The organism is Streptomyces sp. NPDC036984 (genome assembly GCF_055607665.1).
Genome location: NZ_JBVJRL010000016.1, coordinates 11,869 through 24,965, shown reverse-complemented (window position 1 = coordinate 24,965; position 13,097 = coordinate 11,869). Strand labels below are relative to the sequence as shown.

Genomic DNA, 13,097 nt, shown 5'->3' with positions numbered 1-13,097 from the left:
ACGGCTCCGCCCCGGCCGGGCAGTGCCGACCGGGGCGGAGACTTCAGGGACCCTCGGGCCGCGGGCGTCAGCTCACGGACGCCAGCACCTCGTTCCAGGTGGCCGACGGGCGCATGACCGCGTCCGCCTTGGCCTTGTCGACCTGGTAGTAGCCGCCGATGTCGGCCGGCTTGCCCTGGACGGCGATCAGCTCGTCCACGATCTTCTGCTCGTTCGCGGCGAGCGTCTCGGCGAGCGGGGCGAACGCCTTCGCCAGGTCGGCGTCGTCGGTCTGCTTGGCCAGCTCCTGAGCCCAGTACAGGGACAGGTAGAAGTGGCTGCCACGGTTGTCGATGCCGCCGACGCGCCGGGTCGGGGACTTGTCCTCGTTGAGGAAGGTCGCCGTGGCGCGGTCCAGGGTGTCGGCGAGCACCTTGGCGCGGGTGTTGCCGGTGGTCGCCGCGTACTGCTCGAAGGACGGTACCAGGGCGAAGAACTCACCGAGGGAGTCCCAGCGCAGGTAGTCCTCCTTGACCAGCTGCTGGACGTGCTTCGGCGCGGAGCCGCCGGCGCCCGTCTCGAACAGGCCGCCGCCCGCCATCAGCGGGACGACCGACAGCATCTTGGCGCTGGTGCCCAGCTCCAGGATCGGGAAGAGGTCGGTCAGGTAGTCACGCAGCACGTTGCCGGTCACCGAGATGGTGTTCTCGCCGCGGCGGATGCGCTCCACCGACAGCTTGGTGGCCTCGACCGGGGACAGGATCCGGATGTCCAGGCCCTCGGTGTCGTGCTCCGGCAGGTACTGCTTGACCTTGGCGATCAGGTTGGCGTCGTGGGCGCGGCCCTCGTCCAGCCAGAACACGGCCGGGTCGCCGGTGGCCCGGGCGCGGGTGACGGCCAGCTTGACCCAGTCGCGGATCGGGGCGTCCTTGGTCTGGCAGGCGCGGAAGATGTCGCCCTGCGCGACCGGCTGCTCGATCAGGACGTTGCCGGCCTGGTCGACCAGGCGGACGGTGCCCGCGGCCGGGATCTCGAAGGTCTTGTCGTGGGAGCCGTACTCCTCGGCCTTCTGCGCCATCAGGCCGACGTTCGGGACCGAGCCCATGGTCGACGGGTCGTAGGCGCCGTTGGCCCGGCAGTCCTCGATGACGGCCTGGTAGACACCGGCGTAGGAGGAGTCCGGGATGACGGCGAGGGCGTCGTGCTCCTGGCCGTCCGCGCCCCACATGTGGCCGGAGGTGCGGATCATCGCCGGCATGGAGGCGTCGATGATGACGTCCGACGGCACGTGCAGGTTGGTGATGCCCTTGTCGGAGTCGACCATGGCGAGGGCCGGGCCCTCGGAGATCTCGGCGTCGAAGGAGGCCTTGATCTCGGCGCCCTCGGGCAGGTTCTCCAGGCCCTTGAGGATGCCGCCGAGGCCGTCGTTCGGGGTGAGGCCGGCCGCCTTGAGGGTCTCGCCGTACTTCGCGAACGTCTTCGGGAAGAAGGCGCGCACCACGTGACCGAAGATGATCGGGTCGGAGACCTTCATCATCGTGGCCTTCAGGTGCACGGAGAAGAGGACGCCCTCCTCCTTGGCACGGGCGACCTGCGCGGCGAGGAACTGGTTCAGCTCGGCGACGCGCAGGACGGACGCGTCGACGACCTCGTCCTTCAGGACCGGCACGGACTCCTTCAGGACGGTGGTGGTGCCGTCCTCGCCGACCAGCTCGATCTTCAGGGCGCCGTCCTCGGCGATCACCACGGACTTCTCGGTGGAGCGGAAGTCGTTCTCGCCCATGGTCGCCACGTTCGTCTTGGACTCGGAGGTCCAGGCGCCCATGCGGTGCGGGTGGGTCTTGGCGTAGTTCTTCACCGAGGCCGGGGCGCGGCGGTCGGAGTTGCCCTCGCGCAGGACCGGGTTCACGGCGGAGCCCTTGATCTTGTCGTAGCGGGCGCGGATCTCGCGCTCCTCGTCGGTCTTCGGGTCGTCCGGGTAGTCCGGCAGCGCGTAGCCCTTGCCCTGGAGCTCGGCGACGGCGGCCTTCAGCTGCGGGATGGACGCCGAGATGTTCGGCAGCTTGATGATGTTGGCCGCGGGGGTCTTGGCCAGCTCGCCCAGCTCGGTCAGCGCGTCGGGGATGCGCTGGTCCTCGTTCAGGTACTCCGGGAAGACGGCGATGATGCGCCCGGCCAGCGAGATGTCGCGGGTCGCCACGGACACACCGGCCTGCGAGGCGTACGCCTGGATCACCGGCAGGAACGAATGCGTCGCCAGGGCCGGGGCCTCGTCTGTGTAGGTGTAGATGATGGTCGAGTCAGTCACCGGGTGCTCCGCTCCACGTCTGCAACATTGCTCGACATCAAGATATCTCGTGATCGGGGTCGGCTCGACAGGGGTCCTGACCGGAAAACGTGCCGTCCCCCATCTCGCGCCCGATCCAGCGGCAGATCACGTCCACCACGTACACGTGTTCGGCGCGGGTCAGCTCCCGCCCCTTGGGGATGCCGTGCCAGCGCTCCAGACAGCTCCGGCAGCAGGTGGCGGTCGCGTGCTGGGCCACGAACACCGGGTGACCGCGGTACGGCGTCTGCTTGCCGTCCTTGTACGGCTCGGCAGGCGCCAGCCGCTTGGCGATCAGGTCGTAGGCGTGCCACCGGAGGGTCGCCGGCCCCTTCAGCTCGGCGGTCGCCCGGTCCCGCCCGCGCAGGTGGAACTTCGCCCGGAACGGCTGGCGGGCCAGGGCGTCCAGCCGCTGGTCGAGCGCGCGGGGGCCGACGGGACCCCGGCCGGCGGGCCGGGGGCCGGCGGACGGCTGCCCCGGCGAGCCGGGGGTCGGGGAGGAGGTCATGCTGCTTCGAGCGTAGTCCGTGAGCGAGCGGTTCGCCGACGGGGTGCGCGGGCGCGGGGGGAGCGGGGACGCGGCGGAGTCCGCCACCGCGCCGGGCGGCGCGGGGCCGTCGCCGGTCAGGGCTCGACGTCCGCTCGCTGCCAGGGGCTGGGGCCCGTGCCCCGGCGCCAGGCATCCAGATCGTCGCCGTTCACGCAGACGATCCCGCACTGCAGCGCGTACTCGAGAGCGGGTGTCGTGAAGTCGCTCGTGGTGACCACCGCGGCGACATCCGCCTCGTGGATGGTGAAGCAGGTTCCACCGAAGCGCTGCATGTCCTGTGAGCCGACCTTGTTGTCGTCACCGTACTGCTTGCACTGGATGACCAGGCGCCGCCCGTCCGGGGTGATCGCGATGACGTCCGCCCCGAGGTCGCCGGCGCCCCCCACCACCTCCACGTCGCGGCAGTCGCCGTGGACACACAGCTCCGCTACGGCCTGCTCGAAGGCGTCGGGGTCCAGCTCGGCGTAGTCGGCCGTGACGAGGAAGGAGGCGGGCTCGTCCGCCGGTACGGCGCTTGCGGACGGCTCGATCGCTGCGTCGATCCCCGCCGTGCCGATCCCCGCCGGGCCGGCAGCCGCTTCGTCCGGCGCCGTGGCACGGAGACTGGCGGAAGCGCTGTCGGCGGCTTCCTCCAGGGCCCGGGCGGCCCGGCGCGCGTACCTCCCGGCGGAGAAGCGGCGCCGCGCGGAACGGAACCTCAGTGCGGCGGCCAGGCCGAGCACCGCCAGTACAGCGGCCCACAGCGGGCGGCGTTCGACCATGCCGGCAGCCGTACGCGCCAGGAACGCGAGAACGCACAGGATGATCGCGAGCAGGAGGAAGAACATCGCGGTGCTGCGCAGATCGAAGCGCCGCCGGCGCTCGGCCCGTCGAACCTGGCGCACGGGTATGGTCATGCCGGCTACCTCCTGACAGCGACGAAGATCTCCTGGCTACGCATGCCCAAGATCCCCGACCGCTCCCACGGGTGGCTTTCAGCCGGGTGCCGCCGCGCCGCGGTGCGGCGAACCGCGGCGCCGGGCAAAGCTGCTGCGGGAAGAGCGGCGGAAAAAGCGGCGCCCCTCGCGGACGAGGGGCACGCGCCGGTGACCCGCGGTCGTGGCGTTCGCCGCCGAGGGGCGCGTGCGGGTGACCGCGGTCGTGGCGTTCGCCGCCCGGCCGTGGCCTAGTCGGCGACGGCCGCCCCGCCGACGACGTCCTCCCCACTCCGCTGCTGCGGGATCATCGCCGAGCCCGGCTGGAGGGACACCGTGCGCGTGGGGGCAGGGATGCGGATGCCCTCCTCCCGGTAGCGGCGGTGCAGGCGCTTGATGAACTCGTGCTTGATCCGGTACTGGTCGCTGAACTCGCCCACGCCGAGGATCACCGTGAAGCCGATCCGGGAGTCGCCGAAGGTGTGGAAGCGGATGGCCGGCTCGTGGTCGGGTACGGCGCCCGTGACGTCCGTCATGACCTCCGTGACCACCTCCGCGGTCACCCGCTCGACGTGCTCCAGGTCGGAGTCGTAGCCCACGCCGACCTGCACCAGCACGGTCAGCTCCTGCTCGGGGCGGGTGTAGTTGGTCATGTTGGCCTTGGCGAGCTGGCCGTTGGGGATGACCACCAGGTTGTTGGACAGCTGGCGGACCGTCGTCTGGCGCCAGTTGATGTCCACGACGTAGCCCTCCTCGCCGCTGCTCAGCCGGATGTAGTCACCCGGCTGGACGGTCTTGGAGGCGAGGATGTGGACGCCCGCGAAGAGGTTGGCCAGCGTGTCCTGGAGGGCCAGGGCGACCGCCAGACCGCCCACGCCCAGGGCGGTGAGCAGGGGCGCTATGGAGATGCCGAGGGTCTGGAGGACGACCAGGAAGCCGATCGCCAGGACCAGGACGCGGGTGATGTTGACGAAGATGGTCGCCGAGCCCGCCACCCCGGAGCGGGACTGCGTGACCGAACGGACCAGACCGGCGATCACGCGGGCCGCGGAGAAGGTCACCACGACGATCAGCCAGACCTGGAGCACCTGGTTGACGTGGTCCTGGACGGACCGGGTGAGCGGCAGCACGGCCGCTGCCGCCGCCGCGCCGCCCGCGATCGCCGCCCAGGGGACGACCGAGCGCAGCGCGTCCACGATGACGTCGTCACCGCTCCAGCGGGTCCGCTTGGCGTGCTTGGCGAGCCAGCGCAGCAGCGTGCGCGACATGAAGGCGAGCACCAGGCCCGCCGCCAGGGCGATGCCGGCGAGGACGAGGTCGTCCAGGGTCAGCGCGCGGTTCACCGGTCACCTCCGGGGCGCTGAGCCGCTGCGGGGAGGCAGTTGTGAAGTCTCGTCACGTTGTCACCTGCTCGATGTCCGGGATGTGCGACCGCGCCGGCCGAAAGAACTCCGGTGACCGGCGCGCTCGTTCATCCTGCCGTATCCGGCACTCCGGTTCGTACCGGACCGGCGCTCTTCGGGCAGCCGGCTCAGACGATGCCCTCCGCGAGTTCCGCCTGGTCACGGTCGCTGCCGTACGCGGCGGTGGTGGGGGTGCCGTACGACCGGCGGGCGACGTACCACCAGACGCTGGCGAGGATCAGGACCACGGCGAGGGCGACGGAGGCGTAGTTCATCGTGTCGACCGTGACCGGCGATGCCTGCGGCAGGCAGAACAGGACGGTCACGCACGCCACCCACACGACCGCGATCCAGCCGATCGGCTTGCTCCAGCGGCCCAGCTGCCACGGCCCCGGCTGGAAGCGGTCCCCCGCGCGCAGCCGCAGGAACACCGGGATGGCGTAGGCCGGGGTGATGCCGATGACGTTGATGGCGGTCACCGCGTTGTACGCCGTCGCCGAGTACAGCGACGGCAGGGCGAGCACGCCGGCCACGACGACGGACAGCCAGACGGCGGCGACCGGCGTCTGGGTGTGGCTGCTCACCTTGCGCCACAGGTGCGAGCCGGGCAGCGCCCCGTCCCGGCTGAACGCGAACACCATCCTGCTGGCCGCGGCGACCTCGGCGTTCCCGCAGAACAGCTGGGCGATGATGACGACGAGCAGCAGCGCGCCGGCGCCGTCGGTGCCGAGGCCGTCGAGCAGGATCTGGGCGGGCGGCACACCGGTGTCGGTGGTGCGCGTGGCGTCGTAGTCCTGGATGGCGAAGGTGAGTCCGGCCAGCAGCGCGAAGCCCGCGAGCCAGGACACCCAGATGGCACGGACGATGCCGCGGGACGCGGCCACCGAGGCGTGCGAGGTCTCCTCGGACAGGTGGGCGGAGGCGTCGTAGCCGGAGAAGGTGTACTGCGCGAGCAGCAGACCGATCGCGGCGACGTACAGCGGGTTGTCCCAGCCGGTCTCGTTGACGAACTTCGTGAACACGAAGGACGGCGACCGGTGATGGTCCGGGACGATCGCCAGCGCGCCGACGATCAGGGCGACGCCCGCCAGGTGCCACCACACGCTGATCGAGTTGAGCAGGCTGACCAGGCGGACGCCGAACAGGTTCAGCACCGCGTGCAGCAGCAGGATGGCGCAGAAGATGAGCATCGTCTTGCCCGGTGTCGGCTCGAAGCCCCACTGGAGATTGGCGAACGCGCCGGTGAACAGGGCGGCGCCGTAGTCGATGCCGGCGATCGCGCCGAGCAGCCCGAGCAGATTCAGCCAGCCGGTGTACCAGCCCCAGCGCCGACCGCCGAGCCGGTCGGCCATGTAGTACAGGGCGCCGGAGGTCGGGTAGGCGCTGGTGACCTCAGCGAGCGCGAGCCCGACGCACAGCACGAACAGGCCGACGCCGGCCCAGCCCCACAGCATCACGGCGGGCCCCCCGGTGTTCAGGCCGAAGCCGTACAGGGTCATGCAGCCGGACAGGATCGAGATCACCGAGAAGCTGATGGCGAAATTGCCGAACCCGCCCATGCGGCGGGCCAGCACCGGCCGGTAGCCGAGTTCGCGCAGGCGCTGCTCCTCGTCCTGCTGCGGCAGGCCGGCGGAGCGGGTGGGCGAGGGGTCGGGGGTGGGGGACACGCGGGGACCTCCGGAGGAATCGACGGGTTGGTCGAACGGGGACGTTCGGGGTGGAGCCGAGGAGTGTTCCGGGTGGTGCGGAGGAGCGCTGGGCGGCCGGTGTGGGGGTCGGTCAGGGGCGGGAGCCGTCCGCCGCGGCCCGGCAGCGGTCCCGGGCCTGGACGAAGACCTCCACGGCACGGTCCCGGTCCGGGGTGCGGTACATCCACGGAGGAGGCGTGAAGTAGGGGCCGATCGCCTCGAACACCCGGGCCGCGTCCGGGAACTGGAGCGAGCCCCACAACGCGTGGGCCAGGTGGTTGAGGTCGATCAGCGAGCGCTCGCCCGGCCGGGTGTGCTCGAACCAGGAGTGCAGGGCGCGCCGCGCCTCGCGGGCCGCCTCCTCCACCACCCAGTGCAGGTCCAGGGCCGCGTCGTGGCCACTCTCCCGGCGGTAGCGCTCCACCCGGACGTACAGCGGCAGCAGGTGCAGCGCCGAACCGGGCGGCGCCTGGCCGGCGGCCCACTGCGCGTACCCGGCGGCCTCCGCGAGCCGGCCCGAACCGCCGCGCGCGTACAGGAACTGAAGCATCCGGTGGTGCGCCTCGCGGTTGAACGGGTCGCGCTTGCCGGCCTCGGCCAGCAGCCCCCAGGGGCCGGGCGGCAGCATCGGCTCCGGCGGGCGGGCCCGGTGCTCCTCCCAGCGCTGTTCCGGATCGAGCTGGGCCAGCGCCAGCAGACACACCCAGGGCACGGGGTCCTGCGGGGCGGCCGCGGTGGCGGACTGGGCGGCGTCCCACGCCTCGATCCACAACTCATGGGTACGGCGGTGCCGTTCGCGCCGGGCCCGCAGCGCGCGCTCCACGCCGACCCGGGCGTGCATCACCGCCGCGTGGACGCTGCCCGGCTCCTCGGTGAGCCAGGCCCGCACCACGTCGGTGCCGGCCGCGGCCGCCGCCAGGACCTGGGTGCGCTGGGTCCACTGCCACCACTGCGTGGTCTCCGCGAGCAGGGCGCGCATGGCCATCCAGCGGCCGGTGCGCAGGTCCTGGAGCGCGGTGCGCAGCGCGTGGTCGGGGCCGGCGGGGTCGTAGAAGGGTCGGGCTCCGTCTCTGACCATCAGCCGCCGGCCCCGGTCCACTGGCGCACGGGCGAGGTGGCGGGGTGACGTTGCAACAGCCCTCCCCTGGGCGGTGACGGGGATGTCTCGGGTGGTCGGCGGTCACTATAGAGGGGGAGGTTCTGCCTTACCATTGTTGCCAAGTCAACCAGTGGGCAAGCGCAGTTGACCACGGACCGGAAGAGCTTGACTGCGGGCCGGTACGGCGGCAGGCTGGCGCGGTGATCTTCACGGCCGCAGCGGAGGACGCGTGATGACGGGGCCGGTGCTCGCCGTCGACCAGGGCACGTCCGGCACCAAGGCCCTCGTGGTCTGTCCGGAACGCGGCGTCCTCGGCTCCGGGTTCGCCGAGGTCCGGCCGCGGTACCTGCCCGGCGGCCTGGTCGAGGTGGACCCGGCGGAGCTGTACGACTCGGTGGTCGACGCCGGCCGGCGCGCGCTCGCCGAGGCCGGTGAGGACGTCGTGGCGCTCGGCCTCGCCAACCAGGGCGAGACCGTCCTCGCCTGGGACCCGGCCACCGGCCGCCCGCTGACCGACGCCCTGGTGTGGCAGGACCGCCGCGCGGAGACCGTCTGCACCGAACTCGCCGAACACGGCGAGGAGTTGCGGCAGCTGACCGGTCTTCCCCTCGATCCGTACTTCGCCGCGCCGAAAATGGCCTGGATCCGCCGCCACCTCACCCGCGAAGGCGTCGTCACCACCTCCGACGCGTGGCTGGTCCACCGCCTCACCGGCGCCTACGTCACCGACGCGGCCACCGCCGGCCGCACCCAGCTGCTGGACCTGGACCGCGTCGCATGGTCCGCGCGCGCCCTCGACCTCTACGGCCTGGCCGGTGAACGCCTGCCCGAGGTCACCGACGCGGCCCGACCGGTGGGGACGACCACGGCGTTCGGCCCCGAGATCCCGCTCACCGGACTGATCGTCGACCAGCAGGCCGCCCTCCTCGCCCAGCGCGTCACCGGGCCCGGCACCGCCAAGTGCACTTACGGCACCGGCGCGTTCCTGCTCGCGCACACCGGCGACCGCCCCCGGCGCGGTGGCTCCGGCCTGGTCAGCTGCGTGGCCTGGCGGCTCGCCGGAGAGACCGCCTACTGCCTGGACGGCCAGGTCTACACGGCCGCCTCCGCCGTCCGCTGGCTCACCGACCTCGGCGTCATCTCCTCCGCCGCCGACCTCGATCCGGTCGGCGGCAGCGTCCCCGACAGCGGCGGGGTCACCTTCGTCCCGGCCCTCGCCGGACTCGCCGCCCCCTGGTGGCGCGGCGACCTGCGCGGCTCCCTCACCGGACTCGGCCTCGACACCACCACCGGACACCTGGTGCGCGCCCTGTGCGAGGGCATCGCCGCCCAGGTCGCCGAACTCGCCGAGGCCGCCGCCGGCGACCTGGGCACACCCCTGGGCACGCTCCGCGTCGACGGCGGCCTCACCCGCTCCGCGCTCCTCATGCAGACCCAGGCCGACCTGCTCCAGCGCCCCGTCGAGGTGTCGGCGCTGCCCGACGCCACCGCGCTCGGCGCCGCCACCCTCGCCCGCCTCGGCGCGCACCCCGGGCTGAGCGTCGAGGACGCCCTGCCCGACTGGAAACCGGCCGCCGTGTACGAGCCCCGCATCCCGGCCGGCCAGGCCGCCGAACGCCGCGCCGGCTTCCGTGCCGCCGTCGCGGACCTCCTCCGCTCGTGACGGTCACCGCGAACGGCCCGCTGCCGACGCGGACGTACGACGTGGCCGTCGTCGGCGCCGGCGTGGTCGGCTGCGCCATCGCCCGCGAACTCGCCCGCCACCCGCGGCTCGACATCGCCCTGGTCGAGGCCCAGGACGACGTCGGCCAGGGCACCTCCAAGGCCAACACCGCGATCCTGCACACCGGTTTCGACGCGACCCCCGGCACCCTGGAGGCCCGGCTGGTCCGCGAGGGATACGAGCGGCTCGGCGCCTACGCCACCGAGACCGGCATCCCCGTCGAACGCGTCGGCGCCCTGCTGGTCGCCTGGGACGAGGAGCAGCGCGCCGCGCTGCCCCGGCTCGCCGAGAAGGCCGGCCGCAACGGCTGCCACGACAGCCGGCTCCTCGGCCCGGACGAGCTGTACGCCCGCGAACCCCACCTCGGCCCCGGCGCGCTCGGCGCCCTGCACGTCCCCGGCGAGAGCATCATCTGCCCCTGGACGACGACCCTGGCCTACGCCACCCAGGCGGTCCGTGCCGGAGCCGACCTGCACCTGAACACCGCGGTGCGCGAGCTGTCGTGGGCGGACGGACACCGGCTGAGCACCACCCGGGGCGTCCTGCGCGCCCGCCACCTGGTCAACGCGGCCGGACTGCACGCCGACACCCTCGACCGCGGCCTCGGCCACCGGGACTTCACCGTCACCCCGCGCCGCGGCCAGCTCCTGGTCTACGACAAGCTCGCCCGCCCCCTCGTGCGGCACATCCTGCTGCCGGTACCCACCGCCCTCGGCAAGGGCGTCCTGGTCGCGCCCACCGTCTACGGCAACGTCCTGCTCGGCCCCACCGCCGAGGACCTGCCCGACAAACGGGCCACCGGATCCACCGCCGACGGACTGGCCGCGCTGCGCGACAAGGGCCGGCGCATCCTGCCCGCCCTCCTCGACGAGGAGGTCACCGCCGTCTACGCCGGGCTGCGCGCGGCCACCGAGCACGAGGACTACCGCATCACCGCGCACCCCGAGCAGGCGTACGTCACCGTCGGCGGCATCCGCTCCACCGGCCTCACCGCGTCCCTGGCCATCGCCGCCCACGTCGCCGGACTGCTGGCCGGCACCGGACTCGACCTCGGCCCGGTGCGGGAACCGGAGCCGGTGACCATGCCGAACCTCGGCGAGGCGTTCCCGCGCCCCTACCAGCGGCCCGGCCTCATCGCCGCCGACCCTGCGTACGGCACCCTCGTCTGCCACTGCGAGCGGGTCTCCCGCGGCGAGATCCGCGACGCCCTCGCGAGCACCGTCCCGCCCCGCACCCTGGAGGGCCTGCGCCGCCGCACCCGCGCCCGGGCGGGCCGCTGCCAGGGGTTCTACTGCGGTGCAGCGGTACGGGAGTTGTTCGAGCGCGAGCAGTCCGCGGGGGGCCCGGTATGACCGGCGCGCGCCATGTCGACGTGCTCGTCGTCGGTGCCGGCCCCGCCGGGCTCGCCGCCGCCGCGCGGCTGGCCGCCGCAGGTGCCGGGCGCGTGGAGGTGCTGGAGCGCGAGGCCCAGCCCGGCGGAGTGCCCCGGTACTGCGCACACGGCGGTTTCGGCACCTGGCCGCACCCGCTGACCGGCCCGCGCCACGCCCGCCTGCTCACGGAGGCCGCCGAGCGGGCGGGCGCCACGGTCCGGACCGGAGTGACTGCGCTGGACTGGGCGGCGGCCGGGCCGGTGCTCAGCGCCGTCGGCCCCGGCGGGCCGGAGACCATCGAGGCACGGGCGGTCGTCCTCGCCACCGGCGCCCGCGAGCGCCCGCGCAGCGCCCGGCTGGTCCCCGGCAGCCGCCCCGCCGGCGTCTACACCACCGGCGAACTCCAGCAGGCCGTCCACCTGTTCGGGCAGCGGATCGGCACCCGCGCCGTCGTGGTCGGCGCCGAGGACGTCTCGTACGCGGCGGCCGGCACCGTCCGCGCGGCCGGCGCCGAGGTCGTCGCCCTGGTCACGGAGCACCCGCGGGCCCAGACGCACCGTGCCCGCGCCCAGGCGGCCCGGCTGTGCCACGGCATCGCGCTGCTGACCGGCACCACGGTCACCGAACTGCTCGGCCACGGGCGGCTGTCCGGCGTCCGCGTCCGCCACCGGGACGGCCGTACGGCCGTCCTGCCCTGCGACACCGTCGTGTTCACCGGGGATTTCGTCCCCGACCAGGAACTCGCCCGGCGGGGCGCCCTCACCCTGGACCCCGGCACCCGTGGCCCCGCCGTCGACGGCTCCCTGCACACCTCGCGCCCCGGCGTCCTCGCCGCCGGCAACGTCCTGCACGCCGTGGAGCCCGCCGGTACCGCGGCCCGCGAGGGCGCCCGTGCCGCCCGTGCCGTGCTGGACCATCTGGCGGGCGCCCCCTGGCCGGACCCCGGTGTTCCGCTGGTCGTGGAGGCGCCGCTGCGCTGGATCGCCCCCAACCGTGTCACCCCGGCCGCCGCGCCCGCCCACCACGTCCTGCGCACCGGCACCCCGCTGACCCGCCCGGTCCTGCACGTCCGCCAGGACGGCCGCCTGCTGCACCGCGAACGGCTCGGCCCCGGAACCGTCCTTCCCTGCCGCACCCTGACCCTCTCCGCCCGCTGGTACGACCGCGTCGACCCCGAGGGCGGGGAAATCCGGGTGGACACCGGCTGAGCGATCCGGCCTGGCGACGAGGAGCGGTTCACGAGTCCGCGAACGACCCGTGCCGTCCGGCCCCGGACGCGAACCGGGCGGCACCCTCGGCGCTCTCGGCCAGCACTCCCAGGCCGTACCGGAGTTCGCCGCGCAGGGCCGTCTCCTCGTCCTGCCCCTCCTGGTCCAAGGCCGAGGCCCGGTCACTGCGCAGGCAGGACTGCGGGAAGCGGGCGATCTCCGCCGCCAGCGCCTCCGCCTCGGCGCGCGCCCTCCCGGTCGGGACCAGCCGGTTCGCCAGCCCCATCGCGTACGCCTCGGGGGCCGGGACCGGGCGGCCGGTCAGGATCAGGTCCAGCGCCCGGCCGGTGCCGATCAGCCGGGGCAGCCGTACCGTGCCGCCGTCGATCAGCGGCACCCCCCAGCGGCGGCAGAACACCCCGAACACGGCGTCCTCCTCGGCCACCCGCAGATCGCACCACAGGGCCAGCTCCAGGCCGCCGGCGACCGCGTGCCCGGCCACCGCAGCGATCACCGGCTTGGACAGCCGCATCCGGGTCGGCCCCATCGGCCCGTCCCCGTCCTCCGCCACCCGGTTGCCGCGTCCGGTGCCGATCGCCTTCAGGTCCGCGCCGGCGCAGAACGTGCCGCCCTCACCCCACAGCACCGCCACGCGGGCGGTGTCGTCCGCCTCGAACGCCCGGAACGCCTCCGCCAGTCCGGCGGCCGTCGGACCGTCCACCGCGTTGCGGGCCTCCGGCCGGGACAGGACGACCGTGGTGACGTACTCCTTGCGTTCCACGCGGACCGGCACGATGGGTGCTCCTTGTCGGGGTGCGGCTCGAAGGGCCCACT

At 73.5% G+C, this 13,097-nt stretch carries 10 protein-coding genes; 3 read left to right on the top strand and 7 right to left on the bottom strand.

The features are described 5' to 3' along the window. Positions 1–67: 67 nt before the first annotated feature. The 6 genes from ACZ7DL_RS26425 to ACZ7DL_RS26400 form a co-directional block, all read right to left on the bottom strand. On the bottom strand, positions 68–2,287 hold the full coding sequence (locus tag ACZ7DL_RS26425) for an NADP-dependent isocitrate dehydrogenase (protein ID WP_470777656.1): 2,220 nt from the start codon (positions 2,285–2,287) through the stop codon (positions 68–70). A 37-nt stretch (positions 2,288–2,324) separates the two neighbouring features. Beyond that, a complete protein-coding gene (locus tag ACZ7DL_RS26420; protein WP_470777654.1) occupies positions 2,325–2,813 on the bottom strand; it encodes a DUF4186 domain-containing protein in 489 nt (162 codons plus the stop codon). Positions 2,814–2,929: 116 nt separating this feature from the next. Then, positions 2,930–3,751: a restriction endonuclease gene (locus tag ACZ7DL_RS26415; protein ID WP_470777653.1), complete on the bottom strand. Its 822-nt coding sequence runs from the start codon at positions 3,749–3,751 to the stop codon at positions 2,930–2,932. Between the two features lie 269 nt (positions 3,752–4,020). Further along, positions 4,021–5,112, bottom strand: coding sequence for a mechanosensitive ion channel family protein (locus tag ACZ7DL_RS26410; RefSeq protein WP_470777652.1), 1,092 nt, complete (start codon positions 5,110–5,112; stop codon positions 4,021–4,023). A gap of 188 nt (positions 5,113–5,300) precedes the next feature. Beyond that, the gene (locus ACZ7DL_RS26405) at positions 5,301–6,839 is read right to left on the bottom strand and encodes an amino acid permease (protein ID WP_470777650.1); all 1,539 of its coding nucleotides are present in this window, start codon (positions 6,837–6,839) and stop codon (positions 5,301–5,303) included. Positions 6,840–6,951: 112 nt separating this feature from the next. Then, on the bottom strand, positions 6,952–7,938 hold the full coding sequence (locus tag ACZ7DL_RS26400) for a hypothetical protein (protein WP_470777648.1): 987 nt from the start codon (positions 7,936–7,938) through the stop codon (positions 6,952–6,954). 253 nt (positions 7,939–8,191) lie between these two features. On the opposite strand from ACZ7DL_RS26400, the gene ACZ7DL_RS26395 reads away from it, so the two are divergent. The 3 genes from ACZ7DL_RS26395 to ACZ7DL_RS26385 are packed head-to-tail and all read left to right on the top strand — an operon-like array spanning position 8,192 to position 12,263. Continuing rightward, positions 8,192–9,622 carry an FGGY family carbohydrate kinase gene (locus ACZ7DL_RS26395; RefSeq protein WP_470777647.1) on the top strand — a complete coding sequence of 477 codons (1,431 nt, stop codon included), beginning with the start codon at positions 8,192–8,194 and terminating at the stop codon, positions 9,620–9,622. Beyond that, positions 9,619–11,034, top strand: a complete 1,416-nt coding sequence (locus ACZ7DL_RS26390) for an FAD-dependent oxidoreductase (protein ID WP_470777645.1) — start codon at positions 9,619–9,621, stop codon at positions 11,032–11,034. The genes ACZ7DL_RS26395 and ACZ7DL_RS26390 overlap by 4 nt, the downstream gene beginning before the upstream one ends. Next, on the top strand, positions 11,031–12,263 hold the full coding sequence (locus ACZ7DL_RS26385) for an NAD(P)/FAD-dependent oxidoreductase (RefSeq protein ID WP_470777643.1): 1,233 nt from the start codon (positions 11,031–11,033) through the stop codon (positions 12,261–12,263). The genes ACZ7DL_RS26390 and ACZ7DL_RS26385 overlap by 4 nt, the downstream gene beginning before the upstream one ends. A 28-nt stretch (positions 12,264–12,291) precedes the next feature. On the opposite strand, the gene ACZ7DL_RS26380 is transcribed toward ACZ7DL_RS26385, so the two are convergent. Continuing rightward, entirely contained in the window at positions 12,292–13,056 is a 765-nt protein-coding gene (locus ACZ7DL_RS26380) for a crotonase/enoyl-CoA hydratase family protein (RefSeq protein ID WP_470777641.1), read from the bottom strand. Positions 13,057–13,097: the final 41 nt, after the last annotated feature.